Source organism: Catelliglobosispora koreensis DSM 44566 (assembly GCF_000379685.1).
GTDB lineage: Bacteria > Actinomycetota > Actinomycetes > Mycobacteriales > Micromonosporaceae > Catelliglobosispora > Catelliglobosispora koreensis.
This window is the reverse complement of record NZ_KB903249.1, coordinates 574824-601703: the sequence shown is the minus strand read 5'-3', so window position 1 is coordinate 601703 and position 26880 is coordinate 574824. Positions and strand designations below refer to the sequence as shown.

Below are 26880 nucleotides of genomic sequence, written 5' to 3'. Positions count from 1 at the left end.
GATCCACCGGCTAGGTTGTCTAGCGGAATGAGGCTGGACGGAGTGCTTTTCAGAGCCCGCAGCAATGGGGGCGGGCGTATGGGTACCGGCTCCCGTGAACATGTCCCGGAGCAGGAAATCGTCTGACCCCCGCCCCCACCTTCAACTGGCTAGATCAAATCCATCCCAACAGCTCTGCTATAACTGCCTGTCACAGGGGTGCTAGCGGTCCGCCGCAGCCGGTATATTGCCCGTTTGACGCCGCGCCCGGCGTCGACGGGCAGGGAGATGGTTCACGTGCACCCAACGGGCCGCCTTGAGTATCGCGGGGACATCGAGGGTATGCGCGCGATCGCGGTGCTTTTGGTGGTTATCGGCCATGCGTCGGTCGGGTGGTTCTCGGGTGGATTTGTCGGCGTCGACGTGTTCTTCGTTATCTCCGGCTTCCTCATCACCTCGCTGCTGGCCAAAGAGCTGACGGACACCGGAAAGATCTCCATTGGAGGGTTCTACGCCCGCCGGGCACTGCGCCTGCTGCCCGCCTCGACCGTGGTCTTGCTAGCCACACTGATCGCATCATGGGCCTGGTTATCGCCACTGAAATTCGCCGACACGGTCCGTGACATCCTCGCGAGCGCGTTCTACTTCATCAATTTCCGGCTCGCCGACATTGGCACCGACTACCTAGCGGCTGATGATCCGCCGTCGGCCGTCCAGCATTTCTGGTCGCTCGCGGTGGAAGAGCAGTTCTACATGGTCTGGCCGCTGCTGATCGTGCTGGCCACGCTGCGGTCACGACGTCGCGGGCAGACAAAGTTCGGCTTCCTCGTCGCGGTGCTGGCGACGATAACGGTCGGTTCCCTTGCCCTGAGCTGGTTCGTGACCCACCAAAGCGCGCCATGGGCCTACTTCGGCACCCACACCCGGGCATGGGAACTGGGAATCGGCGCGCTGGTCGCGCTAGGCGCACCCCGGCTTGTGCGCCTTCCTCGGGTAGCCGCCGAACTTGCCGCCTGGATAGGTCTTGGCGCCATCATTACGGCCGCAATGCTCTACGACGAGTTCACGCCATTTCCAGGTATTGCCGCGCTCCTGCCCGTTGCGGGCGCGGCCTTGATTCTCGCCGCCGGCTGCCGTACTTCTTCCGCGGGCCACGTACTCAGCGTGGCGCCCATGAGGTACCTAGGAAAGCTGTCCTACGGCTGGTACCTATGGCATTGGCCGTTGCTAATCATCGTCCCGGCCGCCTTCGAACTTGAGCCGAGCCCGGCGGTCAACCTCGCCCTCGTCACCGGGGCGCTGGTGCTGGCACAGGTTTCCCTGGTGGCGGTGGAAAATCCGATCCGTCACCTCGCCACGCTTCGGCACCGTCCCGTGCGAGGCATCGGGCTCGGTCTGTCGCTTTCGTCCACCACGGCTGCTGTCGCGGTGAGTTTGGCGATCATGCTGCCGCCAGACGTCCCCGGCCTTCTGCCCGACAACAGGGCGATATTCGTGCCACCGCCAGTGTCACTCGAGTTGCCCACCTTGCCGGCCTCCCCAGCGCCGGGTGCCAGCCCGTCAGCGAAGCCGGCTCCGTCGATGGCAAGCCTCATCGCACAGGGACTCGCGACACAGAGCCTGCCCCGAAACCTGGACCCGCCACTTTCCAGGGCATCCAAGGACGTTCCCGCCACCTATGCCGCTGGCTGTCACCGCGGTTTTGAGGGGACCTCGCTACCCGATCCCGTCCGATGCGTGTTCGGTGATCTGTCCTCGCCAACGACGGTGGTGCTGATCGGGGATTCCCATGCCGCGCAATGGTTCCCGGCGCTCCTGCGCCTGGCTGAGGAACGTCATTGGCGGCTCGTGCCTATGACAAAAGGCAACTGCGGCGTCGGCGATGTGCCCGTGTTCGAAAAGACATTCAACCGGACCTACACCGAGTGCGAGGAGTGGCGGGACAAGGCCTTTGCCCGCATCGCGACTCTGCGCCCGGCTCTTGTGGTGACAGGCACCTACTTCGACGGCCGGCCGCCCGTTCCCGCATCGTCCAACCCGCAGGCCGTGTGGGTCGATGGCTGGCGGAAGTCTTTCGTCAACCTGCAAAAGTCGGCAGGCCACGTCGTCATGATGGTCGACAACCTCTACCGTTTCACGGCCGGGCCGGAGTGTGCTGCCGCGCATCCCAATCGCCTCAGCGCTTGCATTCAATCGGCAACCTCCGGCGGACTCATGGAGTCTGTCCGCAGAGCGAACATTGCCAAGCTGGCGCAATCCCTGGGCGTGACCGTCATCGACCCGCTCCCGTGGATGTGCCTGGACGCCAAGTGCCCGGTCGTGATCGGCAACGTGCTGGTCTACCGCGACAACCACCACATCACGACACCGTTTTCCCGACTGGTCGCACCCATGCTCGACGCGCAATTGCCCTCACTAACGCCGTAAAATCGGGCCGTTGCAGATCGCCGTGCTTGGGGCAGCGTTCCCCTCGCTGTTCACTGGCCTGGTCGCTGCCGCGAAGCCACCAGCGGACGGGCCTGCAGGGGCGAATCATCGCGTACCCACTAGGGTATGGGGTTTGAATGATTGGAACGCTGGAGAAGACGGTTTTCGATTGCCCGGACCCGCGCGCTCTTGCGGCGTTTTACGCGGAGATCCTGGGGATGCGGGTCAATGAGGACAGCCCTGATTGAGTCGTGATTGGACTGCGGCCCGGCATGAGGCAGCTCGCGTTTCAGCGTGCGCGTGAATGGCGACCGCCGGTGTGGCGTGATCCGGAGCGAGGACAGCAGCTGCACGTGGACATTCTGGTTGATGACATTGAGGTTGCCGAGCAGGCGGTGCTGGCGCTGGGCGCGCGACGAGCGCCGGGAGAAACCGATGCGGAGGGATTCAGGGTGTACCTGGATCCGGCTGGCCACCCGTTCTGCTTCACCTTTCACGGCCTTGGCACGTAAGGGAATCCGGTCCAGCGTAGTTCGGCGGGCAGGTGGCTCAGGTCATTGAACATGACCAGCGCAGGGTGCTGGCCGGTGCGGTACTCAATCACCGTCAGCCCAGTGTTCGCGCTGTTAAGGCCGAGCCAGCGCGACAGCGGTGCGCCGAGGGCGTCTCGCACGAGCCAGGCGATCGGGTAGGCATGGGTGATAAGGATTTCGTGACTGTCCGCATTGGCGGCTGTGGCGAAGCGGGCGGTGAGCGCTCGGGCGAGTTCGTAGCCGGACGCCGCTTCGGCATCGTCGTAGCCGTCGAAGAAGCCGGCCCAGGATGCTGGCGTCTCTGCGGCCTCAGGGACGTAGGGCACGTGGTCGATGAGTTCGGCCGCTTCGCAGACGGCAACTCCCGGTAGGTGCCGGGCGATTTCGTGGGCGCTGGCGGCGGCGCGGGGCAGCGGCGAATGCCATATGGCGCCGATCGGCAACTTGGCGAAACGTTGGCCCAGCAGACTGGCCTGTTGTCGCCCAACGTCGGTGAGGTTTCCGAAGGCGTCGGCTTCGCCGTGCCGGGCGAGGTAGAGGTGCCGGGTTGCCATGTGCTCAAACCTCTTCCGTGGTAACGGTTCCTGCGGTGCCGTTGACGGTGATGGTGGCTCCGTCTGGGATCGCCGTGGTCGCGTTGGCGATGGCGAGGACGGCGGGGATGCCGTGCTCACGGGCGACGATCGCGGCGTGACTGAGCACCCCGCCGGTTTCGGTGACGACACCGGAAACGAGGCGCAGCAAGGGAGTCCAGCCGGGGTCGGTGTAGCGGCTGACGAGGATGTCTCCGGGGCGCACCCGGTCAAAGTCAGCAGGGCCGCGCACGACACGTGCCGTGCCGGTTGCGGTGCCGTGGCTGCCCGGGGTGCCGGTCAGCAACGTGTCCGACGGTGTGCCAATACTCATAGGAGGTAAGGCGGTAACCGGGCGCGCTTGCAGAATCCAGATGCGGCCGCCGGCGATCGACCACTCGACGTCCTGTGCCCCGCCAAGGAGTTCGGCGATCCGTTGCCCGAGCTTGGCTAGCCGGATCGCGGTCTGTTCGCCGAGTGCCGGCTTTTCGCGGTGAGAAGCCTGGACCTGTTGGGTGACAAGGTGTGTTCCTTGGCGGTCGATCCGGGTTGCCTTGGACGCCAGAAACTTTGTCACGACTTCTTCGGCGGAGACGTGGAAGGTGTCGGGTGTGACGGTGCCGCCGACGACACTTGGCCCTAGCCCCCAGGACGCCTCAATCTTGGTGTCACCGCGCATCTCCGGTGGCGTGAACATGACTCCGGAAACATCGGCGTCTATGTGACGCTGGATGAGCACCGCCATCGCTGGATTGCCCTCAACCCCGGCGCACGAAGCCCAGCATGACTTGACTGCTTCAGCGACGGCACGCACACCTCGTACCCCCAGAAAGGTTTTGTATTGCCCTGCAGCCGACCGCGCCGTGGTGTCCTCATTGGACGCTGAGGAACGCACCGCTACCGTCGGGTCGCCAAGCTCCGCTAATCCGCTGGCAATGGCGGCGAGCAACGCGGAGTCGAAGTGTTGACTCATCGAGCGGTAGATGGCGAATGGCAGCACGAAGCCGCCAGGCACTGGCAGTCCGGCGCGCATCAGCGTCGCCTGGGCGGCCGCCTTGCCGCCACAGCTGTCAGCCACGGCATCAGCCAGCGGAACTATCATCCGACACCTTCAACAAAATGTTGACAACGTTTTGTTGAGTATGCATGCTGATGGCATGCCTCGCAAGGAAGACGCCGCCAGAGCAGATCAAGCGCAAGCCAACCGTGAGCGGGAAGCCAGTCAGCACCTGCGGCGCCTCGGCGCGAAAGACATCGCCCCACGGCCGTGGCGGCCCGCTTCCGTTGCGCCGTCGGCAGTTGACCTCGCGCAGTTCGCCCTGTGGCGTTCGGCCAGCCTTGAGCCGCAAGACCTTATGAGCGCTTTGGCTTTGCTGCCCGCCGCACGCGCCGAGGTCGATGGGCTCGAATCGGGATTGTTGTTTGCCGCCCGCAGCGCCGGTCTGACGTGGGCCCAAATCGCCGACGCGATGGGATTCAACTCACCACAGGCCTGCCAGCAGCACTTCACGCGGCTCACTTCACGGCAGGGAGCAGATTCGTGACCCGGCAGTCCCCCAGCGAACTTCTTGTGCTGCACGCGGTTCGCCTCGCCGGTTTCGCCGACACCGCCGCGGCCGCGCACCGTTTTGGCACCGGCTTGGCCGAAACCGAAGAGATCCTTGGCGACGCTGAGGCATACGGCTGGGTGAGCCATGCTTCCTTCGCGGGCCTTAGTGGCTGGTCGTTAACCGAGCGAGGCAGAGCCGAAAACGAACGTCAGCTCGCGGCCGAACTCGCCGAAACCGGTGCGGTGACTGAGGTTCAGCAGATCCACGAAGACTTCCTCCCGCTCAACGGCCGTCTGCTGCACGCCTGCACCAACTGGCAGTTGCGTCCCACCCCGAGCGACCCGCTCGCGGTGAACGACCACAGCGATCCGGATTGGGACGCAGCCGTTATCGGGGAATTGGCTTTCCTCGCCGGTGCTTTGACGCCGCTGGCTCACCGGCTGGAGAAAATCCTCAACCGATTCAGTGGGTACGACACACGCTTCACCGCAGCCATGCAACGCGCCCGCGACGGCGACGGCAGATGGGTCGACCACACCGACATCGACTCCTGCCACCGCGTGTGGTTCGAGCTTCACGAAGACCTTATCGCCACCCTCGGCCTCAGCCGGGAACACGGCTAACAGCCCGGGTGCGGCAGGTTGCCCTTGCCTCACCCGGGCTCAGTGGACTATTCGTTGGCATAAACCAGGTGCAGCACACCGGTGCTGAAGGTCTTCGAGCTGACCAGCTTCAGCGGAATCTTGCCCGAGCCGTCGAACAGCCGCTGCCCGGCGCCCACTACGACGGGATGCACGAGCAGGTGCAGCTCATCGAGTACGCCTGCGGCCAAAAGGTTTTGCACGAGCTTGGCGCTGCCGGAGATGCCCAGGTCCTTGTCTGCCTTCAGAGCGCGCAGCTGGTCATATACATCGTCGCCAGTGATGACGGTGGTGTTCTGCCAGTCGGCGTGAGTGAGGCTATTGGACACCACGTACTTCTGGGCTTCGTTCATCTGCTTGGTGAACGGGTCCTCCGGGTCGGCACTCGGCCAGTACGCGGCGAACCCGTCGTAAGTCACGCGGCCCAGGAGCATGGCGTCGGTGGCCATGAGCGCGCCGACTGCCTCCCCCATCTCATCGTTGAAGTAGCTGAAGTGCCACGTCTCCGGTGACTCGATCACGCCGTCGAGCGAGATGAACAGGCCGGACTTGATGCTCCCCATGTCGGTTCTCCTTCGGTATGGCCAGGCAGGACGCTGGTGTCCGTAGCCAATCTGAGTATCTGGCGGCTATCTTGTGTCCGCCGGATACTTTGGATACTGTAGACACACGAGCGCGGCGGCGGCAAGCCCCAAGCTTCCGGCCGAGAGGAACAGCGAATGGCAGACCAGGATGACGCGGGCCGCGCAGGTGCCGAGTTTCTCTGGGGGCTGCGTGAACGGCCGGTCAAACAACCGCGGCTAGCCCTTACCGTCGACCGCATCGCCACCGCCGCCATTGAGATGGCCGATGCCGAAGGCATTGAAGGCGTGTCCATGCAGCGCGTGGCGGCCAGCCTCGACGTCACCAAAATGGCGCTGTACCGCCATTTGACCAACAAGGCCGAGCTCGTCGCGGTCATGATTGAGATGGCCGTGGGCGACCCGCCCGACCTCAGCGCTATCGAAGGCGGATGGCGCCCCCGCATCGAACACTGGGCCGAACTCATGCGCGGCACGTGGCGCCGCCACCCATGGCTTCCCACCGCGACCGTCGGCGACCGGGCGATCGGCCCGCGTGAGATCGGCTGGACCGAAAGCGCCTTAAGTGCCTTCGACGGTACGCCGCTGCTCGGCGCCGAGAAGATTGACGCCGTCTTCGTCCTAAGTGGACACATCCGCAACAGTCAGGTCGCCGCGCTCTCAGGCACGCAGCCGTGGACCAGCGATCGCCGCACCCGCGGCGACATCGGCGAACTGATGCGCCGCAACCACAACCAGTTCCCGCACATCCTGGCAGCCCTCGACGACGCGCGAAACGCGCCCGCCGACAACTCGTGGGCGTTCGGCCTCGAACAGATCCTGCGCGGGCTCGCCAGTCTCATCGACGAGCGTGCCACCACCAAACCGTTACGCAGGGCCAAGTAGATCCCATCGGTTGCCGGCGATGTCGAGGAACACCGCTACGCGACCATAGGGTTCCGAGCGGGCCGGGCTGACGAACTTCACGCCAGCATCAACCATTCGCTGGTACGCGGCATCGAAGTCCTCTACCCGCAGAAAGAACCCGACACGGCCAGCGACCTGGTTACCGACGGCATCGGCCTGACGCTGCCCGTCGGCCTGGGCGAGAAGGATGCCTGTTTGCCCACCGGGCGGGCGGACGACGACCCAGCGTTTGGCGCGGCCGTCATTCGTCAGCGACGGCGAGTCTTCTGCCAGTTCGAATCCAAGCGCATCAACAAAGAATCTAATGGCCTCGTCATAATCATCGACAATGATCGCTGTGAGCTCAAGGTGCATGAGCGTCAGCCTATTTCAAGCGACAAAGTGTCAGACTGGCCGGGCGCTCACCACACCCGGCCGGTGTGCTAGCCGTCATCGGCCGGTGAACTCGGCCGGCCGCTTCTCCAAAAACGCGCGCATCCCTTCGGTTTGGTCTTCGCTGGCGAATAGCGAGTGGAACACACGCCGTTCGAAGAGCAGTCCTTCTCGCAGACCGACTTCCAGGGCCCGGTCCACCGTTTCGCGAGCCGCCATGACAGCTGTTTTGCCGAAAGTGGCGATCTTCCCGGCCACGGCCATCGTTTCTGACAGCAACGCTTCCGCTGGAAAGACCCGTGCGACCAGACCAGCCCGTTCCGCCTCGGCGGCGTCCATCAACCGTCCAGTCAGGATCATATCCATGGCTTTCGCTTTGCCGACAAGCCTTGTCAGGCGCTGTGTTCCGCCGATGCCCGGGATGACACCGAGCGTGATTTCCGGTTGCCCGAACTTGGCAGTGTCCGCGGCGAAAATGAGGTCGCACATCATGGCCAGCTCGCAACCGCCGCCGAGGGCATATCCGGCCACGGCCGCGATTTTGGGCGTACGCAACGCGGCGAAGCCATCCCAGCCGGCGAAGAAGTCTTCGGTGAACATCTCCACCGCGGACTTCGGGGCCATTTCCCGGATGTCGGCACCGGCGGCGAAGGCACGTGCCGAACCGGTGATGACGAAACAGCCGATGTCAGGGTCGCGGTCGAGGGGGCGCAGTGTGTCGACCAGTTCGGTCATCAGCTCGGTGTTGAGCGCGTTGAGCACCTCTGGCCGGTGAAGGGTGACGGTGGCGACGCGGTGGTGCTGTTCAATCTTGAGGTATTTCATGGCTTTGCCCCTCTCGGTCAGGAGTCCCAAATCGCGCCGTAGGCCGGGATTCCCCGGCGTTCGAGGCCGTGCACGACTTCCCAGGTCAGCTTCTTGTTCGAGATGCAGATGACGGCTTCGGCGCCGAAAGCCACATACGCCTCGTAGGCCAGCCGCACCATGTCAGGCTTTCCGTGCTCGGCGGTGTCCCAGACGGTCGCGTCTTGCTGACAGGAAAGGATTTCGTCAACTAGCGCGTCGCCGTATGTGATCCGGGGGCTGCGGGTTGCCCAAACCAGCCGCGATGGCACCTTGCGCGCCAGCAGATGCGGCAGAACCGGCCCGATGCCGCTACCGGTAGCCACATAAACCACTTTGGAGAAAAGCGTTTCGATGTTGGCCACCCCAGCCGTAGTAATGCCTTTGACCCAAACATGCGATGGCATTTCGTCGATGAACGATCCGGTCCAGTCACCGGCCCGCGAGATGGTGAGCCGAAAGCCGGGCTCGCCCGGGGAAGGCACATTGGCGAACGAGTGCCATTCAAGCAATGGGCGGCGGCTAACCGCGGTAGACGATCCGGCGAACGGCGTCACCCCATACGTGAAGTGAGCCAGTGCCACATGGCTTGACGGTCTGGTGACGCGCACCGGAACCTTGCGTAACCGTAGCCACGGCAAGGCGATGCTGAAGGTGAGCAAGGCCAGCACCCAGATCTGCGGTGCGCTCAGCAAACTGACGCCTGGACCGGATCGAACTAATAGGACAGTCTGAGCCCAGAACAGGAACAGGGCGGTCCAGCCGCCGAAGCGGTGCATCAGCTCAAACCGGTTGTGCCGCTTGGCCCGGTAGCCCGGCCGCGCCATGACGACCATCGTCAGCAAAACTATCAGCAGTGCGCACGAAATCACGATCTGGTTCGCTGAGATGGCCGGGTCACGGCGAATCGCCGCGAGCGTCAGCGACACCGTGAGGATGAGGAACCACAGTGTCCCGGCAAGGGCACCGCCAACGTGCAGGCCACCGAAGTGATACACCTTCGCCAGGGTCCACCGGATCCTCAATGGCCAGTGGACGGGCGCACGGGTCGCGAGCCAGAACAGCACATTGATGACATACTGCTGGCGGATAAGAATCGCCAGCGCGAAGTTCGCCAGGACAACGCCGGACATGGCGGCCAGGCCGAGGCCTTCGGTAAGCGCGCGTACGAGCAGGGGCACGTTCGCCGCCAGAACCAGGGCTGCCAGGCGGTTGTGGTGCATCAGCCGGGGATGCTTGAAAATCCGCTTCGGTAAAGAGGTCACCGGAGGCAGGACAATTTCCTCGACGGTAGCGGGCGCGGAGATAGTCGTGGTCATGCCACGTGCTCCAACTGGGCGTCGGCGATGGCCATCTGCCGCAGCGCCGCTTTGTCGATCTTTCCTCGGCTAGTCTCGGGCAGAGCCGGTAAGGCATAGATGGCCGCCGGGACGCAGTAATACGGCAGCGCGTTAGCCACCGCCTGGCGGGCCGTCTGCGGGTCGACATGGCTTGGCGCGACGAAGGACACGAGGTTGCGGTCGTCGAGCTTGAGGGTGACAGCTCGCTGACAGCCGGGTACCGATTCCAAAATGGCCGAGACCGAATCCAGCTCCACCCGAAATCCCCGGACCTTGACCTGGTCGTCGGTACGCCCGAGGTGCTCCAACCGGCCATCATGAGTCCAGTGCCCCAGGTCGCGCGTGCGGAACATGAGCCGGCCGCCGCCAAGAAACGGATCCGGGACATAGCGTTCCGCGTTCAAGGCTGGGTTGCCCACATAGCCGGCTGACACGCCGTCGCCCCCGGCCCACATCTCCCCAATCTCGCCGATACGGCATGGGCGCCCGGCCGGGTCGAGGACATAAACCGTGTTGTTGGGAGTCGGCCGCCCAATGGTGAGCTGACGTGCCGCATCGTGAAGGTGCATCGTGTTGACGATGGTGGTTTCGGTTGGGCCGCAGCCGTTATAGAACGCGCACCGGGTCGCCCACTGATCCGCCAGCGAGGCAGGGCACGGTTCCCCCGCCACCGCGACTACCTTTACCGATTCGCACCGCCCAGGATCAAGTGCACTCAGCACGGTTGGGGTCGCGATGATGACGTCGGCCCGCTCAGCCGCCGCGGCGACGTCGTCGCCTCTAATCGCGAGGGTGCCGCCATTGCTGAGGCAACCGAGAATCTCCCAGGCCGCCATGTCGAAGGCCACGTTGAGCAACTGCGCCACCGTCCAACCTGGACGGATGCCGAGGTTTCCGGGCGCGGTGAGCAGGATGTTGCATACGTTGCGATGCGTGACCACGACCCCATTGGGCTTTCCTGTGGTGCCAGAGGTGAACAGCACGTAGCAGTTCTCCCCAGGACTCACCGGTGCCCGTAAGCGAAACGTGTCGTCATTGAGCGGATGAGCCATCAAAGTGTCGAGGTGGATCAGATGATGCCCGGCGGGCAAAGGAACATGGTGGGCGACGCTGGACTCGGTCAGGATGACGCGGGTCGCCGCGGTGTCTATCACGTGGCGCAGATGGGCGGGCGGAGCCAGGGCGGCGTCCTGCGGCACGTAGGCGCCACCCGCTTTGAGCACCCCGAGTATCCCGACAAGCATCGGGATGCCACGGCGCACGAAGACGGCGACATTGTCTCCCGGCCGGACGCCGTACCCGGCAAGCGTGGTGGCAAGCCGGTTCGCCTGGCGGTTCAGTTCGGCGTAGGTGATGGTCTCGCCGCGATGCTCGGCAGCGACGGCATCAGGCTGAATAGCCGCGTAGCGCTCGAAGGGGCGGTGAATATGGGTGTCCGGCACGGTCATCACGGGCCCTTGCCCGAAGCGCCAAAACCGCTCGCGGTCGTGATCGGAAAGGTGGTCCAGCGCCTGTACGGACTGAGATAGTGAAGCGCGCTCGATCACTTGCTGTTGCATAGTTTCTTTCCCTTCAATCGACAGGTTTGTTTGGAGTGTCGACAAACTTGCACATGTCGATAGTTGGGAACGCGTCTCAGAATTTTCTTAGAGAGCGTGACTATCTGGGTGCCGCGGGCAGCCGAACCGTGAACCGTGCACCGTGGCCGGGCTCGCTCGCGGCGACGACCGTGCCACCGTGACTTTCGATGACATCGCGGGCCAGCGCGAGACCGATCCCGAACCGCTGCCCGCGGCCCGCCGAGCCGCGCTCGAAACGGCCGAAGATGACGGCGCTTTCGGCTGGATCGAAACCCACGCCCGAGTCCTCGACGACCAGTTCGACTGACCGGCCACGGTCGGCTGGCGCGACGGAAATGACGATGCGTCCCGCCGGCCCGGTGTGCCCAATCGCGTTGTCTACCAACGCAGATAACATCCGCCTCAGGGCGGGCCTGACGCCCAGAACAACCAGCGGCTCAGGTTTGATATCGAGATCGGCCACCAGCCCTCGCCGGTGAAGGCGCCCGGCCTCCGCCGTGAGCAGATCGGCGGCGACCTCGGCTAGGTCGATCGGCTCATCATGTGGCCCGCCGGCACGTAACCGCGCGCCACGCAGCACGTCATCTAGGACATCACTGAGTTCACGGGTATCGGCTCGCATCCGGCGCAGCTCCGCGGCGACCGGCGCGGGCAGCTGATCGGCCCGCTGCAACAGAACCTGACTGCGCATATAGAGCCGGGTAAGCGGTGCCCGCAACTCGTGGCTGGTGTCCTCGACGAACCGGCAGCGCCGGTCCAGCAGATCCGCGACCGGATACACCACTCGCTTCGCTAACTTCACGCCCGTGAACACTGCCCCGATCAGGCCCATCAGCCCGGCAACACTCACCGTCACAGTAGCGTGGCCGGCGGATCGCTCCACAGTGGACTGGTGATGCCGCTCAATGAGCAGCAAGGCCAGGCCACTGAGCAGCAGGACAAGGGCGCTGATCGCGGCCGCCGCACTGGTCGCCACGCATAGGCGTAGTCGGCGCAGGACGCAGCCGTCCCGGCCCTGACGCGTTCGGCTCACAGAGCGCCAATCTGATAGCCAAGCCCGTGCACGGTGCGCACAATGCCAGGCCCCAGCTTGCGCCGCAGGTAGTGCACGTAAGTGTCCACTATGGACTCAGAATCCGCGCCGTCAAACACCCGGCTGCGCAACTGGTTTCGGCTGTGGACGGCACGTGGACCCTTAGCGAGCGAACGGATCAGCGCGAACTCACGGCCCGACAGACTGACGAAATCCCCACTGGGCAGCTGTACACCACGTTGTGCGATGTCTAATTGCGCCGCGCCCAGCGGAATTACTTGCGCGTCATCTAGTGCCCGACGGCTTAAGGCGCGCGTTCGGGCCAGCAACTCCCCTATTTCGAAAGGTTTGCCGAGGTAATCATCGGCGCCGGCGTCGAGGCCAGCGACGAGAGCTTCGCTGCCGCCTAGAGCGATTTCGGTGAACACCGGGATCGGCAGGCCGACGATCTGAGCCTGGTCGAAGATGCTCCCGATGCCAAACGAGGAGCGGATGCGCGCGTGGGCGGCCAGTTGCGCATCGGCGGTAAGCAATGCCCCGCCCTCGCCGCTGGTGGCTCCCTTGCGCCCGTGGAAAGACAGACAGGCCACGGGCGCCAGCGCACCGGCTTGCTGTCCGCGATAGGTGGCGCCCACGGAACAGGCCGCGTCCTCCACAACGAACAGTCCATGGCGGTCAGCTAAGGTGTGCAGTTCGGCGTAGTCGGCGGGCAGGCCGACCGTGTCCACAGCGATGATCCCCACCGTGCGCGGACTGATGAGATCGGCAACCGCTTGCGGATCGATGGTTCCGGTGTCGGGGCGCACGTCGGCGAACACCGGTGTAGCGCCGACGTATTTCACCGCGTGCGCGGGTGCGGGGAAGGTGAAGTCGGCAACGATGACTTCATCTCCTGGCTGCACGCCCAGGGCGAGCATCGCCAGGTGCAGGGCGGCGCCGCAGTTGCTCAGCGCGACCGCGCCGGCGGCACCGTAGCGCTGGGCCAGCTCCTGCTCTAGCGCTTTGCCTTGTGGGCCTTGGCCTGCGGGCCAGCCTGAGGCGAAGACTTCTTTGACCGCGGCTAGTTCCGTGTCGCCCAGGCTCGCGTGCACCAGCGGGATGTTGTCCATGGCTTACCTTTCTGGCCCGTATCGCAGCGGCGTGATCTGGTTGACGTCATAGCGGTCGCGCAGCCGTTGCACCGCTTCGGGGTCGACGGTCTGCCCAGCCGAGAAGATGTCAAAGATCTCCTCGAAATACCGCTCGTGATCGGGCGACGGATAGCTTTGAAACAGCATGCGGGCTGGCTTGCCGGTGGCGTTACGGAACGCGTGCGGGCAGCCGGGTGGCACGAACATGCAGCTTCCCTGCCCCGCCCGCACGACCCGGTCGCCAGCGGCGGATTCCCAGTCGTACCAGTTATCCCCACCCCGGCGCACCGGCTCGAAGGCCAGCAGGTCGAGCTCGCCTTCCAAGACGTAGAAGAACTCCTGCGACCGCGCATGACTGTGTGCGCCAACGTCAAACCCCGGCGGCACCACCACTTCGAAAGCCGACACGAAGGAGCCGTCAGCGCCGGTGACTTTGAACGTGACTTCCTGCGCTTTGGTCACGAGCTTGCGGCCTTGCCCGGCCGGCATCACGAGCCCGCTCATGCCACCCGGCTCCGTGCTGTCTGGGCCAGTTCCCGTGGGTAGGCAGGTGCTGTGGTCCACCGGCCGAGCGCCATTTCCGCGGTGATGCCTGGGCCGAAGCCGGCCACGATGCCGGTCGCTCCGGCGATCGGTTCTTCTTCGTCGAAGAGCCGCCGCAGCGCGTCAAAGACGACCGCGCTGGCGATGTTGCCGTATTCGGTGAGCGTCGCCCAGCTGTGGCGGAACATCTTGCGGTCGACATCGAGGAACTTGCTCAGATCGTCGAGGATGCGCGGGCCGCCGGCGTGGATGATGTAGAAGTCGAGATTGCCGATGTCCCAGCCGTGACCGGCCGCTAGCCCGCGCAGCACAGGTGCCAGCGGCTCCATCGTGCCGGGCACCCGCCGGTCGAGCTGGAAGTGAAACCCTGTGGCCCGAACGGAATAGGAGATCCATTCTTCGGTGCCGGGGATGAGGTAGGAGGCGTTGCGCTCCAGGGCCATGCCGGTGCCGCCGCTGCCCCGCACGACGGCGGCCGCGACGGCGTCGCCAAACAGCCCGTCGGATAGCAGCGAGCCGACTCCGTCGTCGTCAGGCTGATAGCACAGCGAGCAAAACTCGCACGCGACAATGAGGACGTTGCCGTCGGGATAGGCGGTGCAAAAGTCGTGGGCACGGTTGATGGCCGCGCCGCCGGCCGCGCAGCCGAGCTGGGCGATGGGAATCTGCCGTGTCCCTGACCGGAATCCCATGGTGTTGATGAGCCAGGCGGTCAGTGACGGCATCAAAAATCCGGTGCACGACACGTAGATGATGGCGTCGATGTCGCTCACGTGAAGGTCCGCGTTGGCCAGAGCTTCTTGGATGACTCCCGGGCATCGTCGCTTTGATTCGGCCTCATAGATCCGGTTGCGTTCGGCGAACCCCGGATGTTTAAGCGTTTGCTCGATCGGCTGCACGATGTGCCGTTTACGCACACCGGTGTTCTTGATTAATCGCATCACTAAGGGAAGCTGTGGCTTTCCGGCGTGTACCCGTTCAGCGAATTCCAGCGTTTCTTCCTGCGTGATGACATATTCCGGCACGTTGACCGATGGCTTGCATAGCGTTGGCATATAAGAGATCCACCTTCTCTAGCGTCCGTGCTCGTAAAGCCCACCTACCAAAGCGCTATGCCCGGGTCTTCGCGGCACTCAGAATCGCCTGCACGGGAATGACATCCGGAGGTATCTCGGCCGCGTCCTTGATGATGGTCTTCGTGACGGTGAACCCGCACTCGGTTAGCCATCGCACGTAGGTGGACAGTTTTTGCGGGCCGCCCTGGCCCATGGTGCAGCCGATGAAGAACGCTGGGAAGAAGTCCACGTTGTAGTTGCCGCGGTCGCGGAGGTCTTCGGGGTAAACGGGCACCATGATGTGCACCTGCCCGCCGATGTCCAGAGAACTGTTGACGCCATTAAGAATCCGCAACACGTCATCGCGGTCGAACATGTCCAGGAAGTGCTTGATCAGCACCACGTCAAAGCCCTGCGGCACACCGTCGAAAACATCGCCGCCGATGAACGAGCAGTGCTCGTGCACACCGTTGGCGCGGAAGTTTTCCAGGCAGTCGTCTTCCTTTTCCGGCAGGTCGAAGGTGGTCACGCGCAGACCGGGTGAGTTCTTCAGCCGGTACGTGTTGATCGCGCCGAGACCGGTGTTGCCCGCGAGGTCGAGAACCTTTGCCCCGGCTGGAATGTCGATGTTGCCGAAGAACCACGGGTCGACGCGGGCCGTCACCGTGTCCATGAGGGTGCCCCACGATTCGCGCAGGTCCCGGTGTTCGGCCACCGCGGCGTAGAGTGTGCCGCCGGAGCCGTAAAGTTCTTTCAGGCCAGTCAGTGTGCCGGTGCGGGCGCTGTCGGTGAGGTAGAACAGCTGACGCAATGCCACGACTTTGATCATGTTCATATAGGTGAGCGCTCGCTGCAGGTCGGCTTTGGCCACGTCAGCGAGCGCCGCTAAGAAATAGGTGGCGTCCTGTTCGCGGTACCCGATGAATCCTTCTTTCACCAGAAGGAACAGGAGTTGTTCCACAGCATCGGGTTTGACGCCCACCGCGGCGCCGAGCTTCTCTGCTGTCATGCCTGGCGTGTCGCGCAACGCGTCGATGATGCCGAGTTCGAAACAGGACAGCAATGTCATGAATCGCGATGGCCCGACCATATATTCGCGGAACCGGGCGAGGGTCGCTTCAGGCGTCATTTCACTAATCCTTGCTCGCGAAGCCGGCGCGATAGCTCGATGCGCTGCACCTTGAGCGTGGCTGTCCGGGGTAGTTCGGCGTGGGGAATCTGAACTGGCTCGGCCAGTTGCGGAAAGCCGGCAGCCGCGGCACGCCAGCGTTCACGGTCGAGCGGAACGTCCTCATGGGTGCACAGCACCGGGATCGGCTCAGAGTTGGGCCCTGGCACGACAACCAGTTCGACGAGCTCGTCCAGCCTGCCCAGCATGAAGTCCTCGATCTCCAGGCTGCTGCGCACACCGGGAATCATGTCGACCTCACGGTCGAGCATGTGCACACAGCCGAGTTTGGTGCGGTAGCCGACGTCGCCGGTGCGCCACCATTTGCCGAACCTGTTGGCGTCATAGCGGTCCTGCTCACCGAAATACGTCTTGGCCAGGCCTTCCCAGCCGACTTCGATGAAGCCTGGGTTCTGCTCGGAGGGCCGTTTTCCGTTGCGGCTCACGATGCGCACCTTGGCCGAGCCGGGCATGGCGAATCCGACGCAGCGGCCGTCCGCCTTGTGCGCCGACTTACGGAAATAGGGCCTGCCAACGGCAGGGCCGACTTCGCTTTGGCCGTATATCTGGAAGAACAGCGGCGCCCGGCGCTCAGATGCCTTGAGCAGCCGGCTCATCGTGCGCGGATGAATCGCGTCGAAGGTGCTGCTGAAGTATTTCACCGACGCGAATGGCTTACGTGGATCGTCGGCCAGGCCTTCCCATTCCATCAGCGAATTGGGCAGCGCCTCGATGAAGCCGGGCTGGTTTTCCAGAAAGAACCCGGCGACTTTGCCTGGGTCGGATTCGTTCATCAGCAACACCGGCATGTCCCGCAACAGGGCCAGGGCCATCGCGGCGAACATTCGCGAGTGGACAAACGAGATGTGGATCGCCACGGTTTCGCGTTTGCGCATCAGCGATAGCAGCCACCATTGTGGCGTGAGCCGGGCCGCCATGGTCCGGGGCGTGTGCACGACAAGCTTGGGAATGCCTGTGGTGCCAGACGTGTGGGTAATCATCGCGGGCTCGTCCTGCGGGCGGAACACCGGCTTGACGCGCGGTGAGCCAGCAAGCTCACTTAGCGATTTCGCTCCCGGGCTATGTCCACTCACGACAATCACCTGCCGGGTGACGGCGGCGATCGGCACGTCGGCGAGCACGCCGAGTTTGCCGGTGTCGGTCAGCAGCACGGGCTGATCTAGCCGTGCCAGCAGCGCGGCGACATTAACCGCATTAAGAGCAGGAGAAAGCATCACTGGTACCGCGCCTATGCGCGCGGCAGCTGTGGCTAGTACCCAAACATCGGAATTTGCGGTCTTATAAATCACGAGATGCTCACCGGGCCGCACCCCGCCGGCTGACAGCCTTCCTGCCAGGTCGTCGACGTGACCGGCCAGTTCAGCGATGGTGATGCGTCTTCCCGCCGCTGGGAGGACATCTAGGTCGTGATCCAGCGTGAGCAGCGTGGAACCATATCTGGCCGCGGCCATCTCGGGCACGACACCAAGGTGCAGGCCATTTTTCCGTAACGACCTGTGGAGCATGAAGCCCGCCATCTAGACCGCCTCCTTTACAGATTTTCGGGCAATCCAAGATGCGGGTGAATATATCCCACAGACTCTTTCATGTGAATATATCGATGGGAAATTTCCTTTTACGGCAACGTTAATCGCCTGCGTATGGGCTACATGCGGAAAGCCGCCAGCATTCACTCTTGACGTTGGTGCCTTAGCGCTTCAGCGCTTCCAAGGCCGCAACTTCTCCGGGTTCCGCACGACCCAGATGTGCTTGATCCGCTCGCCCACGACGTCGAAGGCCAGCACCGTCACGGTGACGCCGCCTTCCTGGGCCACGAGGCCGGGCTGGCCGTTGACCGTGCGTTGCAGCAACGTCCACCCCACCGCGCGCGTCGCGATATCCACCAGCGTCCGCGCGACCTGCTCGCCGCCCCGAATCGGGTCAAGCACGGCGCTCACGAGGCCGCCGCCGTCGGCGATAGTCGTGGCACCCGGGTCGAGGATGCCGATGAGCGCGTTGATGTCCTTGGCTTCCCAGGCCAGCTTGAAATCCCTGACCACGCTGGCCTTCTGCGCGGTTGTCGTCGCGGGGGCTTCAGCCGCACGCACGCGGCGTCGGGCCGAGGAAGCCAGCTGACGGCACGCCGCCGGGGTGCGCCCGACGATCTCGGCCACTTCAGTGAAGGAATAGCGAAAGACATCGTGCAGGATGAACGCGACGCGTTCGGCCGAGGTCATCGACTCAAGCACGACAAGGAAGGCCATGTTGATCGATTCGTCCAGGGTGACACGATCAGCGGGGTCAGCGATGGCACCACCGGTGCGGCCATTGACCCACTCCGTCGGGTCCGGCACCGGCTCTGGGACCCATTCGCCCACATAGCTTTCCCGCCTGGCCCGGGCCGATCCCAGCACATCGAGGCAGATCCGGCTCGCGACTTTGGTCAGCCAGGCACCGGGCGACTCGATGGCTTTCTGCTGCAGCTCAGACAGCGAATACCACCGGGCATAGGTCTCCTGAACCACATCTTCGGCGTCAGCCAGCGAGCCAAGGAGCCGGTAAGCGAGGTTGATCAGCTGACGGCGTTCGCTCATGATCGCGCTCAAGCCGGGATCGAGCTGACCTCCTGGCTCTTCTTGCGTGCTCACGGTGTGGCCGTCCCTCCATCGCAGCTGCCTCACTTATCCGACGAAACAGCCCGCCGAAGTGTGAGGCCTCACATTATGAGCCCCCGCGTCGTCGTACTAGTGAATGGCCGAGAGGGAGGAAACAGATCTTGGAACCCGTGAACGTCGCGATCATCTACTACAGTGCCAGCGGCACCCTGCATACCCTGGCGAAAGCCGTTGCTGAAGGGGCCGAGAAGACCGGTGCCAACGTGCGGCTGCGCAAGGTCACCGAGCTGGCTCCGCAGGAGACGATTAACACCAACCCGGCATGGGTGCAGCACATTCAGGACAGCTCCGATGTGGAGGTTGCCACCAACGACGATGTGGCTTGGGCTGACGCTGTCCTGTTTGGCACACCTACCCGCTTCGGCAATCTGTCCTACCAGCTCAAGGCATTTATCGATGGCGCCGGTCCACTGTGGATGCAAGGCAAACTCGCTAACAAGATTTACTCGGCATTCACCGCCAGCCGCACTGCGCACGGCGGGCAGGAATCCACGATTCTGGCGCTGTCCAACGCGTTCTACCACTGGGGCGGCATCATCGTGCCGCCCGGCTACACCGACCCGATCCAGTTCCAGTCCGGCAACCCCTACGGCACGTCACACGTGGCCGGCGACGGCCCACCCGGTGACGTGCAGCTGGAAGCGGCGCGTTACCAAGGCAGGCGCGTCGCCGAAACCACGGCCGCCCTCAAGGCGGGGCGCACCGTCTAACCCACAGACCATCACTCTTATGCGCTCGCAACGTCTCGGCAGCCGGCCGGGCACGCACGCCCGGCCGGCTCTGAGACCCGCATAATCTAGGCGCCCGTCACCCCATGGCGGGCGCCTAGGTGCATCACACCTGGCCTAAGTCGCGGCGAGTTACTGCCCCGCCGTCACTCCAGATGATTTGGCCGTTGAGATAACTCGCCCAGTCGCTGTTGAGAAACAGCAGAACCTTCGCCTGTTCATCAGCGGTCGCGAGCCGCCCCATCGGCCGGGGCGGCCGCAGGATCGCCTCCCCGAGCACCTTGACCGAATGCGCGAGGAAAGGTGTATCGGTCACCCCCGGGGCCAGGACGTTCACCCGGATCCCGCTTTCACAAAGCGTGAACGCCCGGTCCACCGTGTAGACAATCATCGTCTCTTTGGCGACCCGGTAGGCATCACGCTCGGCCAGGTAAGCGTCGTTCTCGTTCGCCCAGGCCACCGCGTCAGCGAACGTTTCGGTCGCGGCCAGCTGCCGCAGTCTGTCCACATTGGCCGTCCAGTCGCGGCCCGCTATCGACGCGGTGCTAACGATGGCCGACCCCTGCGGCAGGCGCGGCACCACACCTTCGAGGAACGCGCGGTAGCCAATGAAATTCACCCGCAGCACGGTTTGCCGGTCAGCGGCGCCACTGGACAATCCAGCGCAGTTGAAAAGCGACCACACTTCGCCCGGCAATTTCCCGGCCGAGGACTCAATGGACTGCATGTCACCGAGATCGGTCTGCACGAAGTGGTCGAGGTGATAGCCCGGCGGCACGCGATCGACGCCGATGACGTCGGCACCAGCGGTGAGCAGCTGCCGGGCGACCGATTCGCCGATGCCTGACGAACACCCGGTCACGACGGCTGGCTTGCCGCGATATGACGCCAGAAGGTCACTCACGGCCGGCTCCCGTCGCTTAGCCGGTCGAGGTAAAGGTCGCCAAGCAGCGTGGTGACCTCCCCGGCCAGAAGTCTGTCCATGTCCACTTCGGACTGAAGGAACTGGACGCACACGTCAAGCAGCCGCCGTTTGAACAGCGCCTCGCGCAGCTGAACCGGCCGCGTCGCCGCGTTGACATCGATGTCGACCTGTGCGGAAAGCCAGCTCGTTAGCTCGCTGTAGCCAAGTGTTTCGTTCACCGCTAGGTCTCCCCGAATGATCTGCGCATCCCGGGTGGAAGGCTAACAATCCACCCGGCAAGATCACAACGGCGATCATAAATCTCTCGATGCCCTGTCCGTTACGGTCAGCTCACACCGGCCGTCCACACAGGAGCGCTTGAGCCGGCCCCGCGAGATGGTTTGTATCAACCCGATCGCCCAGCAGGTCGGGCACCCCCGCAGGGCGAGCAGTCCTGCTGGTGCGAGCAGCAAGCTACCTAGCCCCAGCACGGGAATGAGCGCGACCGAACCGGCCAGTGCGCCGAAACCTATTACGCCACGTGCCAGATGCCGGGCGACCGAGGTGCTGGCGAAGCTCTGCCCCTCAGCCATTGCCGTCTCCCTGCAGCTGTTGGTGAACCGCCGTGCGGGCACGGTGTAGCCGCGACTTCATGGCCGCGGTGCTCAGGCCAAGGGTGTCAGCGACCATCCGCCCGGGATAACCCTGAACATCCCGCATGATCAGCACCCGCCGCTGATCGGAGGGCAACGCGGCGATCGCCGCCGCGACCCGTTCGGCCTCAAGGCGTTGCAGCACATCGTCCTCAACCGACCGCGTGCTCGCCTCCGCAAGCGGTTCGCGGTGCCTCATCATCGTGCGCAACCGCCGCAGACACTCGTTGCGCACGATGCGAAACATCCAGGACGCCAGCGCACCCGAGGCCCGCAAAGCCCCAATCTTGCGGTACAAGATGATCAGCGCCTCTTGCGCGGCATCCTCCGCGTCCTCAGGTGAGGCACACAGCGAGTAGGCGAATCGCTGCACATGCGGATACGAACCGGATACCAGCACAGCGATCGAATCGGCATCACCACCTTGCGCGGCGGCGATCAGCTGCTCCCCAGGCCATGCCGAGTTAGCCACGCGAGCGACCTCGCCTCCGCAACACGAATACCGCGCATGTACAGATGAGCACAGCCCCGACGATAACGGCGGCAATAGCGAGTTCCATGTCTACCTCCTGCTTGTTTACTGGGACACGCATAAGAGACGCGCGCTTCGCCAAAGGATTCAGCCCGGTTGTTCAAGGGTGTCTTCGCTGCTCTAAGTAATCGGTCCACTACTGTCCGACTTGGATCGTCCGAGGAGGACTTATGCGAGCAGCGGTCAACGCTTCCCTTCTGGCTGTCGTCGCGACAACACTTGTCGCCGTTCAGGCCAGCCCCGCCCAGGCGGCCACCTACGACACCACGCTGGTAAGCCGCGCCGCGGCCGCCGCCGACGCTGTGTCAAGCAAGCCAGTGGTTTCCGCCGACGGCCGGTACATCGCGTTCGTCTCCGACGCCGACAACCTCAGCACCGAAGACGACAACAGCCAGCCCAACATCTTCGTACGCGACACCGTGGCGGGCGTGACAACCCTCGTCAACCGCGCGGACGGCATGACCGGCGCCGCAGCCAACGGACCCTCCGGACTACCGTCCATCACCCCCGACGGACGTTACGTAGCGTTCGAATCCAAGGCCAGCAACCTGAGCACCGAAGACAACGACACCTGTCTCGGACTCGGGTTTGAGGAAGAGGGCCCGTGCACCAACGTCTTCGTGCGCGACCTCATCGCCGGCACGACAACGTATGCCAGCCGGGCCGGATCACCAGCTGACGGCGGCTCCTACACACCATCGATCTCCGCCGACGGCCAGCGGGTCGCGTTCACTTCGGTCGCACACAACCTCAGCAACGCTGACAACAACTTCTGTGTCACCACCGAAGGCTCGCCCTATCCGTGCACCAACTTCTTCGTGCGCGACCTGGCAGCTGGCACCACAACGTACATCGCCCGCGGGCAACAGCCATTCGGCATCGAACTTCCCTGTGCGCCAAAGATTTCCGGCAACGGCCGCTACGTCGCTTTCGACACCGACGAGACATTGCTGCCGGGCCTGGAAGACAACAACGCCTACCACGACGTCATGGTCTACGACACCCAGTCCGCCACCATCACGTATGCCAGCCGAGCCGAAGGAATCAACGGCCCCCTGGCACAACTCGGGCCCTCCGTCTGCCCCTCCATCTCAGCCGACGGCCGGCACGTGGCCTTCACCTCCGAGGCACACAACCTCAGCAACGAAAACGTCGACGGCAACACCATCAACATCTACGTGCGCGACATGACCGAAGGCCACACCTACTTCGCGAGCCGGGCCGACGGCGCCACAGGCGCCGCGGCCACGCTCCACTCCCACCAGCCATCAATCTCCGCCGACGGCCGGTACGTCACCTTCGTCACCGCAGCACAAAACCTCTCCAGCGAAGACACCGACATCTGCGACGACATCTTCTGGGGCGTCAACCGAGCGTGCAGCGACATCTTCGTGCGCGACACCCAAGCCCACAGCACCGCATACGTCAGCCGCGCAACCGGTCCCGCCGGTGCCGCCGCCGACACCTATTCCTGGTACCCAGCCATCTCCGGCGACGGCAAGATGATCGCATTCGAGTCCAGCGCCAACAACCTGAGCACCGAAGACTCCGATGCGTTCCACAACATTTTCGTACGCGACTGGGGCGCAGGCATCGTCGCACCAGCCGTCAGCGACCTATCCGTCACCATGACCGCATCAGCAACCGCCGTGGCCGTCGGCTCAAACGTGACCTTCACCGTGCGAGTCACCAACGGCGGACCCGCAGCAGCAACGGGTGTAGTCGTCACCGACCCACTGCCGCCCGGAATCTCCTTCATCAGCGCGACGGTGAGCCAAGGCAGCTATGCCGCCGCAACGGGTGTCTGGTCAGTTGGAAACATCGGCGTAGCCGCGAACGCCACCCTCACGCTGACGGGCCAAGTCACGACCTCAGGCATACACACCAACACCGCTCAGATATCAGCCTCAGGCCAAAGCGACCCGGATTCCGTCCCCGGCAACAACAATCCAGCCGAAGACGATCAGACCGCACTACACATCACCGCTACAGCGGGCTGCCCAACCACGGCCACACGCACCGCTGACTACGACGCCTGGATCACCCGAAGCTGGGCCAACACCAACTTCGGCAAGGACACGATCAACAAAGTCCGCAGCAAACTCAACGCCGACGCCCGCACGCTCGTTCACTTCGGGCTGCCCGCACTTCCAGCCGGCTGCAAAGTCACCAGCGCCAAACTCCGCATGTACGAAGGAACCGCGGTCACCGGCCGCACCCTGCGCGTAACCCAGGTGACATCAGCCTGGACCGAGACCGGCGTCACGTGGAACAACCAGCCGCCAACCACCGGCACCGCAGCCACAGCCTCCGCCAAGGCCGGCTGGGTCGAGTGGACGGTCACCACCCAAGTCGCCGGCCTATACACCACAGGCAACCGCGGACTACAGATCCGCGACGCGGCCGAAGGAGCCGCCGGCTACGAACAGCGCCTCCACAGCCGGGAAAACGTCAACAAGCCAACGCTCATCATCACCTACGGCGCGAGCTGACAGTATTCGGGAAAGAGCCATCGCCAAACAAAATCCTGGTGGCCAGCACACGCCCAACCGGAGTGCGCAGCAGTGTGAAAGCCGCCGACGCAACCTGCGGCGTGCGGATCGCTGCCAAGGCCCGGCGCATGAAAAGACGGCCGCGAAAGCGTGCCCGCAAAGCCGCGCCGTCATAGTGCACCAGCGCATCGGGACGCCCACAGCGCAACGAATCATCGAGAACGGAAGCAGCCAACTCCGACAAACGCAAGCAAGGGTCAAGACCACCGGCCGTCAGAGGCGACACAGCACCCGCCGCATCGCCAACCAGCAGCCCGCCAGGGCTAGCGATCCGGCGCAGGACACCACCGACCGGGATCGGACCGCCACGCCACTCAACGGCAGCCGCCAGGTGACCGGACGGCAACCCGGGTGCCCGGGCCGCGAAACGCTTCAGCGCGTGGCGCAGCCCGTTGGGGAACCTGTCCGCATAACCGGCAACACCGACGTGCACGCTATGCCCGTCATTGACAACCCAGGCCAGATAGCCGGGCGCGAGACTCGGATCGAGTACACAATGAAATCCTGGCGTGCCACTAGCCGCAACGGGAGCGAAGACTTCCTCCGCCCCTGTCAGGAAAAGCTGATTACGATCCAGCCCCAGCTCGCGTGCCACCCGTGACCGCGCACCATCGGCACCAACAACGAACCGGGCACCCACCATCACCGGCCCACCCGCCCCGTCCAAAGCCACCACGTTCGCACCCGCAAGGCTCAGAAAGCGCACACCCAACCGAATCCGCACCCCCGCGGCCATAGCCAGACGCGCAGCCTCACTGTAAAGCGCAGGCATATCCCCCACCCGAAACTCTTCGCGAGGACTGTCCAAAATCACCGGCCGGCGCAGCCCCGGCGGATACAACACCACCCGATGAATCGGCGGCCCAAGACAATGCGGTGCCAAAGGAAAATCATCGAGGGTACGCCGCACGAAAATCCCAGTCGTGCGAATACCTTCCGTCAACCGGCTACGGCGTTCCACCAGCAGCACCTCATGGCCGCACTCGGCCAGCAGTCTCGCGGTGTGCAATCCAGCCAGCCCGGCTCCCACGACAACCACGTCATAAGACTCCATGCCGCGACCGTAACCACGGCAGCCCCCGCGACAGGCCACCAGACACAAGCCTTCACAACCTCCACCCACCCTCTGCACAGAATCTGGCACCGATAATCCGTTGCCATGTGAGCGCTGTGCGCTTACCTTGGTGTCCAGACGTTTTCCACTAAGGAGATTCCGCGATGTTTACGCAGACGAGCATTGAACCGCAACAGCTGATGCTGTGCGGGCGCTCGGTGCTGCACGTCGCGGCCCGACCGAATCTGTCCGGCAACTGGGATTATTTCCCGGCCAGGCGGCAAATCTAGACGCATCCAATGCGCCAGACGCCGCCCCTCCGGGAAATCCCGGGCCGGGCGGCGTTTTCGTTTCCCTCCAACAGTTACCTCCTATGGGTGTAGCTCAGTTCGGTCAGAGCGCCGGTCTCCAAAACCGGATGTCGCAGGTTCGACTCCTGCCACCCATGCGTTTCGCATGCCCCGGCACGCCGGTGGCACCGCACCTTGAGAACTCCACAGTGGACAGCATGAAACCCGGGCATGGCAGCACATTGTGTTGCCCCGCCCGGGATTTCCGGGACGAGGGAGATGGCTGACCCGCCTGCTTTGGGAGCAGGACACACCGAGTTCGATTCTCGGGTCCCGGACTCATGGGCCGCACGCCACCGGTGTGCGGGGCTGCCTGGCGTGCAGCCCGTGAACAGTTCGACTCTGTTGCGGTCCACGATGCACGCGAGGCGGGTTCGGCTAGTGGTCAGGCCGCCAGACTCTCGATCTGGAGACAGGGGTTCGATTCCCCTACTCGCTGCTCATGCGGTCGTAGCTCACCGGGTAGAGCACCACTCTTCCAAAGTGGATGACGGGGTTCGAGTCCCCGCGGCCGTTCTCATTGGGGAATGGTGTAACCGGCAACATGCCCGGCTTTGACCCGGGAGACTGCAGGTTCGAACCCTGCTTCCCCAGCAACACATATAGGAGGTGATCCCGGTGGAAGCCGTACTCGTTCTCAACGCCGACCTTGGCCCGCTGCACCGGGTCAGCCTGCGCCACGCCATCCGGATGCTCTGCCGCCGGGTCGCCGTGGTGCACGAATCGGAGCCCCACATACGTATCGGCGTGTTCCCGAGGCCGAAAGTCCTGCGGCTAGTGTCCTATGTGGTCACTTGCTGGCGCTACACCAAGGGACCAGCCTGGTCGCGCGGCGGCGTGCTTCGCCGTGACGGCAATCGCTGCGCTTACTGCGGCGGAGAAGCCTTCACCATCGATCACATCCTGCCCAGTTCACGGGGCGGAAAGAACACTTGGCTCAACACCGTAGCCGCTTGTGGCGGCTGCAATCAGCGCAAGGGTGACCGCACGCCCGCCGAGGCGGATATGCGACTGCGGTTTCAGCCCAAGGCACCTTCTTGGTATGCCATCGCGAAGCGCTGAACGGGTCCGGCGGGACCATCACCCCCGCCGGCCCCATTCCCTGGTCATGTTCTAGGGCTGGGTGCTGGTGCACAGCGACGCCTTGCAAGCAACGCCCGCGGGGGTTCAACTCCCCGA

General features: G+C 63.9%; 29 protein-coding genes and 4 tRNA genes. 14 read left to right on the top strand and 19 right to left on the bottom strand.

What is annotated here, in order from left to right:
* Nucleotides 1-234 precede the first annotated feature (234 nt).
* The 3 genes from A3E1_RS38585 (at nucleotide 235) to A3E1_RS49280 (ending at nucleotide 2918) form a co-directional block, all read left to right on the top strand.
* Entirely contained in the window at nucleotides 235-2406 is a 2172-nt protein-coding gene (locus tag A3E1_RS38585) for an acyltransferase family protein (protein WP_245571064.1), read from the top strand.
* Nucleotides 2407-2543: 137 nt separating this feature from the next.
* Nucleotides 2544-2654: a VOC family protein gene (locus A3E1_RS49285; RefSeq protein WP_020519242.1), complete on the top strand. Its 111-nt coding sequence runs from the start codon at nucleotides 2544-2546 to the stop codon at nucleotides 2652-2654.
* A 24-nt stretch (nucleotides 2655-2678) separates the two neighbouring features.
* The gene (locus A3E1_RS49280) at nucleotides 2679-2918 is read left to right on the top strand and encodes a VOC family protein (RefSeq protein WP_456064336.1); all 240 of its coding nucleotides are present in this window, start codon (nucleotides 2679-2681) and stop codon (nucleotides 2916-2918) included.
* On the opposite strand, the gene A3E1_RS0102915 is transcribed toward A3E1_RS49280, so the two are convergent.
* Nucleotides 2900-3493: a histidine phosphatase family protein gene (locus A3E1_RS0102915; RefSeq protein ID WP_020519240.1), complete on the bottom strand. Its 594-nt coding sequence runs from the start codon at nucleotides 3491-3493 to the stop codon at nucleotides 2900-2902. The two genes, A3E1_RS49280 and A3E1_RS0102915, sit on opposite strands and share 19 nt — an antisense overlap.
* Before the next feature lie 4 nt (nucleotides 3494-3497).
* Nucleotides 3498-4613, bottom strand: a complete 1116-nt coding sequence (locus tag A3E1_RS0102910) for a PEP/pyruvate-binding domain-containing protein (protein ID WP_020519239.1) — start codon at nucleotides 4611-4613, stop codon at nucleotides 3498-3500.
* Between the two features lie 55 nt (nucleotides 4614-4668).
* On the opposite strand from A3E1_RS0102910, the gene A3E1_RS0102905 reads away from it, so the two are divergent.
* On the top strand, nucleotides 4669-5055 hold the full coding sequence (locus tag A3E1_RS0102905) for a hypothetical protein (RefSeq protein ID WP_040390459.1): 387 nt from the start codon (nucleotides 4669-4671) through the stop codon (nucleotides 5053-5055).
* The gene (locus tag A3E1_RS0102900) at nucleotides 5052-5684 is read left to right on the top strand and encodes a hypothetical protein (RefSeq protein ID WP_020519237.1); all 633 of its coding nucleotides are present in this window, start codon (nucleotides 5052-5054) and stop codon (nucleotides 5682-5684) included. The genes A3E1_RS0102905 and A3E1_RS0102900 overlap by 4 nt, the downstream gene beginning before the upstream one ends.
* A 47-nt stretch (nucleotides 5685-5731) precedes the next feature.
* Here A3E1_RS0102900 and A3E1_RS0102895 read toward each other — a convergent pair whose 3' ends face one another.
* Entirely contained in the window at nucleotides 5732-6265 is a 534-nt protein-coding gene (locus A3E1_RS0102895; protein ID WP_020519236.1) for a dihydrofolate reductase family protein, read from the bottom strand.
* A gap of 156 nt (nucleotides 6266-6421) precedes the next feature.
* Here A3E1_RS0102895 and A3E1_RS0102890 point away from each other — a divergent pair, with 156 nt between their 5' ends.
* The gene (locus A3E1_RS0102890) at nucleotides 6422-7168 is read left to right on the top strand and encodes a TetR/AcrR family transcriptional regulator (RefSeq protein WP_020519235.1); all 747 of its coding nucleotides are present in this window, start codon (nucleotides 6422-6424) and stop codon (nucleotides 7166-7168) included.
* On the opposite strand, the gene A3E1_RS0102885 is transcribed toward A3E1_RS0102890, so the two are convergent.
* The 11 genes from A3E1_RS0102885 to sigJ all read right to left on the bottom strand — a co-directional run bounded on the left by A3E1_RS0102885 (nucleotide 7151) and on the right by sigJ (nucleotide 18901).
* The gene (locus A3E1_RS0102885) at nucleotides 7151-7543 is read right to left on the bottom strand and encodes a VOC family protein (RefSeq protein WP_020519234.1); all 393 of its coding nucleotides are present in this window, start codon (nucleotides 7541-7543) and stop codon (nucleotides 7151-7153) included. The two genes, A3E1_RS0102890 and A3E1_RS0102885, sit on opposite strands and share 18 nt — an antisense overlap.
* Before the next feature lie 75 nt (nucleotides 7544-7618).
* On the bottom strand, nucleotides 7619-8386 hold the full coding sequence (locus tag A3E1_RS0102880; protein ID WP_020519233.1) for an enoyl-CoA hydratase: 768 nt from the start codon (nucleotides 8384-8386) through the stop codon (nucleotides 7619-7621).
* Nucleotides 8387-8403: 17 nt separating this feature from the next.
* Nucleotides 8404-9723: a ferredoxin reductase domain-containing protein gene (locus A3E1_RS0102875; protein WP_020519232.1), complete on the bottom strand. Its 1320-nt coding sequence runs from the start codon at nucleotides 9721-9723 to the stop codon at nucleotides 8404-8406.
* On the bottom strand, nucleotides 9720-11303 hold the full coding sequence (locus A3E1_RS0102870; RefSeq protein WP_020519231.1) for an amino acid adenylation domain-containing protein: 1584 nt from the start codon (nucleotides 11301-11303) through the stop codon (nucleotides 9720-9722). Before A3E1_RS0102870 ends, A3E1_RS0102875 begins: the two co-directional genes overlap by 4 nt.
* A 100-nt stretch (nucleotides 11304-11403) precedes the next feature.
* On the bottom strand, nucleotides 11404-12357 hold the full coding sequence (locus A3E1_RS38575) for a sensor histidine kinase (protein ID WP_157631271.1): 954 nt from the start codon (nucleotides 12355-12357) through the stop codon (nucleotides 11404-11406).
* The gene (locus A3E1_RS48235) at nucleotides 12354-13466 is read right to left on the bottom strand and encodes an aminotransferase class I/II-fold pyridoxal phosphate-dependent enzyme (protein ID WP_020519229.1); all 1113 of its coding nucleotides are present in this window, start codon (nucleotides 13464-13466) and stop codon (nucleotides 12354-12356) included. Before A3E1_RS48235 ends, A3E1_RS38575 begins: the two co-directional genes overlap by 4 nt.
* A 3-nt stretch (nucleotides 13467-13469) precedes the next feature.
* On the bottom strand, nucleotides 13470-13991 hold the full coding sequence (locus A3E1_RS0102855) for a cupin domain-containing protein (RefSeq protein WP_020519228.1): 522 nt from the start codon (nucleotides 13989-13991) through the stop codon (nucleotides 13470-13472).
* On the bottom strand, nucleotides 13988-15085 hold the full coding sequence (locus A3E1_RS0102850; RefSeq protein WP_020519227.1) for a type III polyketide synthase: 1098 nt from the start codon (nucleotides 15083-15085) through the stop codon (nucleotides 13988-13990). The genes A3E1_RS0102855 and A3E1_RS0102850 overlap by 4 nt, the downstream gene beginning before the upstream one ends.
* Before the next feature lie 55 nt (nucleotides 15086-15140).
* Nucleotides 15141-16214, bottom strand: a complete 1074-nt coding sequence (locus A3E1_RS0102845) for a methyltransferase (protein ID WP_020519226.1) — start codon at nucleotides 16212-16214, stop codon at nucleotides 15141-15143.
* Complete coding sequence (locus A3E1_RS0102840; protein ID WP_020519225.1) at nucleotides 16211-17791, bottom strand: class I adenylate-forming enzyme family protein; 1581 nt, start codon at nucleotides 17789-17791, stop codon at nucleotides 16211-16213. Before A3E1_RS0102840 ends, A3E1_RS0102845 begins: the two co-directional genes overlap by 4 nt.
* Before the next feature lie 180 nt (nucleotides 17792-17971).
* Nucleotides 17972-18901: an RNA polymerase sigma factor SigJ gene (sigJ, locus tag A3E1_RS0102835; RefSeq protein WP_020519224.1), complete on the bottom strand. Its 930-nt coding sequence runs from the start codon at nucleotides 18899-18901 to the stop codon at nucleotides 17972-17974.
* 125 nt (nucleotides 18902-19026) lie between these two features.
* On the opposite strand from sigJ, the gene wrbA reads away from it, so the two are divergent.
* Entirely contained in the window at nucleotides 19027-19638 is a 612-nt protein-coding gene (gene wrbA / locus A3E1_RS0102830; protein WP_085952205.1) for an NAD(P)H:quinone oxidoreductase, read from the top strand.
* Nucleotides 19639-19762: 124 nt separating this feature from the next.
* Here wrbA and A3E1_RS0102825 read toward each other — a convergent pair whose 3' ends face one another.
* From A3E1_RS0102825 to A3E1_RS0102810, 4 genes are all read right to left on the bottom strand, one after another.
* Nucleotides 19763-20560 carry a coniferyl-alcohol dehydrogenase gene (locus A3E1_RS0102825; protein ID WP_020519222.1) on the bottom strand — a complete coding sequence of 266 codons (798 nt, stop codon included), beginning with the start codon at nucleotides 20558-20560 and terminating at the stop codon, nucleotides 19763-19765.
* Nucleotides 20557-20799 (bottom strand): hypothetical protein, encoded by a 243-nt coding sequence (locus tag A3E1_RS46865; RefSeq protein ID WP_020519221.1) that lies wholly within the window; start codon nucleotides 20797-20799, stop codon nucleotides 20557-20559. Before A3E1_RS46865 ends, A3E1_RS0102825 begins: the two co-directional genes overlap by 4 nt.
* Nucleotides 20800-20874: 75 nt before the next feature.
* Nucleotides 20875-21153, bottom strand: coding sequence for a hypothetical protein (locus tag A3E1_RS0102815; RefSeq protein WP_026208025.1), 279 nt, complete (start codon nucleotides 21151-21153; stop codon nucleotides 20875-20877).
* Nucleotides 21146-21685 (bottom strand): RNA polymerase sigma factor, encoded by a 540-nt coding sequence (locus tag A3E1_RS0102810; protein ID WP_020519220.1) that lies wholly within the window; start codon nucleotides 21683-21685, stop codon nucleotides 21146-21148. The genes A3E1_RS0102815 and A3E1_RS0102810 overlap by 8 nt, the downstream gene beginning before the upstream one ends.
* A gap of 230 nt (nucleotides 21686-21915) precedes the next feature.
* Between A3E1_RS0102810 and A3E1_RS0102805 the strand changes: the two genes are divergently transcribed.
* Nucleotides 21916-24237: a CBM96 family carbohydrate-binding protein gene (locus A3E1_RS0102805; RefSeq protein WP_020519219.1), complete on the top strand. Its 2322-nt coding sequence runs from the start codon at nucleotides 21916-21918 to the stop codon at nucleotides 24235-24237.
* On the opposite strand, the gene A3E1_RS0102800 is transcribed toward A3E1_RS0102805, so the two are convergent.
* A complete protein-coding gene (locus A3E1_RS0102800; protein ID WP_020519218.1) occupies nucleotides 24218-25351 on the bottom strand; it encodes an FAD-dependent oxidoreductase in 1134 nt (377 codons plus the stop codon). The genes A3E1_RS0102805 and A3E1_RS0102800 overlap by 20 nt on opposite strands.
* Nucleotides 25352-25515: 164 nt before the next feature.
* On the opposite strand from A3E1_RS0102800, the gene A3E1_RS48765 reads away from it, so the two are divergent.
* From A3E1_RS48765 to A3E1_RS0102770, 6 genes are all read left to right on the top strand, one after another.
* Nucleotides 25516-25641, top strand: coding sequence for a hypothetical protein (locus A3E1_RS48765; protein ID WP_020519217.1), 126 nt, complete (start codon nucleotides 25516-25518; stop codon nucleotides 25639-25641).
* Between the two features lie 83 nt (nucleotides 25642-25724).
* A tRNA-Trp gene (locus A3E1_RS0102790) sits at nucleotides 25725-25799 on the top strand.
* Between the two features lie 269 nt (nucleotides 25800-26068).
* A tRNA-Glu gene (locus A3E1_RS0102785) sits at nucleotides 26069-26140 on the top strand.
* Nucleotides 26141-26145: 5 nt separating this feature from the next.
* A tRNA-Gly gene (locus A3E1_RS0102780) sits at nucleotides 26146-26217 on the top strand.
* 5 nt (nucleotides 26218-26222) lie between these two features.
* A tRNA-Gln gene (locus tag A3E1_RS0102775) sits at nucleotides 26223-26295 on the top strand.
* 24 nt (nucleotides 26296-26319) lie between these two features.
* Nucleotides 26320-26763, top strand: a complete 444-nt coding sequence (locus tag A3E1_RS0102770) for an HNH endonuclease (RefSeq protein WP_026208024.1) — start codon at nucleotides 26320-26322, stop codon at nucleotides 26761-26763.
* The last annotated feature ends 117 nt before the right edge of the window (nucleotides 26764-26880 follow it).

Coding starts and splice junctions, on each gene's coding strand:
- A3E1_RS49285 (WP_020519242.1), top strand. CDS start 2,544: ATGATTGGAACGCTGGAGAAGACGGTTTTCGATTGCCCGGACCCGCGC.
- A3E1_RS49280 (WP_456064336.1), top strand. CDS start 2,679: ATGAGGCAGCTCGCGTTTCAGCGTGCGCGTGAATGGCGACCGCCGGTG.
- A3E1_RS0102915 (WP_020519240.1), bottom strand. CDS start 3,493: ATGGCAACCCGGCACCTCTACCTCGCCCGGCACGGCGAAGCCGACGCC.
- A3E1_RS0102910 (WP_020519239.1), bottom strand. CDS start 4,613: ATGATAGTTCCGCTGGCTGATGCCGTGGCTGACAGCTGTGGCGGCAAG.
- A3E1_RS0102905 (WP_040390459.1), top strand. CDS start 4,669: ATGCCTCGCAAGGAAGACGCCGCCAGAGCAGATCAAGCGCAAGCCAAC.
- A3E1_RS0102895 (WP_020519236.1), bottom strand. CDS start 6,265: ATGGGGAGCATCAAGTCCGGCCTGTTCATCTCGCTCGACGGCGTGATC.
- A3E1_RS0102890 (WP_020519235.1), top strand. CDS start 6,422: ATGGCAGACCAGGATGACGCGGGCCGCGCAGGTGCCGAGTTTCTCTGG.
- A3E1_RS0102885 (WP_020519234.1), bottom strand. CDS start 7,543: ATGCACCTTGAGCTCACAGCGATCATTGTCGATGATTATGACGAGGCC.
- A3E1_RS0102880 (WP_020519233.1), bottom strand. CDS start 8,386: ATGAAATACCTCAAGATTGAACAGCACCACCGCGTCGCCACCGTCACC.
- A3E1_RS0102875 (WP_020519232.1), bottom strand. CDS start 9,723: ATGACCACGACTATCTCCGCGCCCGCTACCGTCGAGGAAATTGTCCTG.
- A3E1_RS0102870 (WP_020519231.1), bottom strand. CDS start 11,303: ATGCAACAGCAAGTGATCGAGCGCGCTTCACTATCTCAGTCCGTACAG.
- A3E1_RS48235 (WP_020519229.1), bottom strand. CDS start 13,466: ATGGACAACATCCCGCTGGTGCACGCGAGCCTGGGCGACACGGAACTA.
- A3E1_RS0102855 (WP_020519228.1), bottom strand. CDS start 13,991: ATGAGCGGGCTCGTGATGCCGGCCGGGCAAGGCCGCAAGCTCGTGACC.
- A3E1_RS0102850 (WP_020519227.1), bottom strand. CDS start 15,085: ATGCCAACGCTATGCAAGCCATCGGTCAACGTGCCGGAATATGTCATC.
- A3E1_RS0102845 (WP_020519226.1), bottom strand. CDS start 16,214: ATGACGCCTGAAGCGACCCTCGCCCGGTTCCGCGAATATATGGTCGGG.
- A3E1_RS0102840 (WP_020519225.1), bottom strand. CDS start 17,791: ATGGCGGGCTTCATGCTCCACAGGTCGTTACGGAAAAATGGCCTGCAC.
- A3E1_RS0102815 (WP_026208025.1), bottom strand. CDS start 21,153: ATGGCTGAGGGGCAGAGCTTCGCCAGCACCTCGGTCGCCCGGCATCTG.
- A3E1_RS0102805 (WP_020519219.1), top strand. CDS start 21,916: ATGCGAGCAGCGGTCAACGCTTCCCTTCTGGCTGTCGTCGCGACAACA.
- A3E1_RS0102800 (WP_020519218.1), bottom strand. CDS start 25,351: ATGGAGTCTTATGACGTGGTTGTCGTGGGAGCCGGGCTGGCTGGATTG.
- A3E1_RS48765 (WP_020519217.1), top strand. CDS start 25,516: ATGTTTACGCAGACGAGCATTGAACCGCAACAGCTGATGCTGTGCGGG.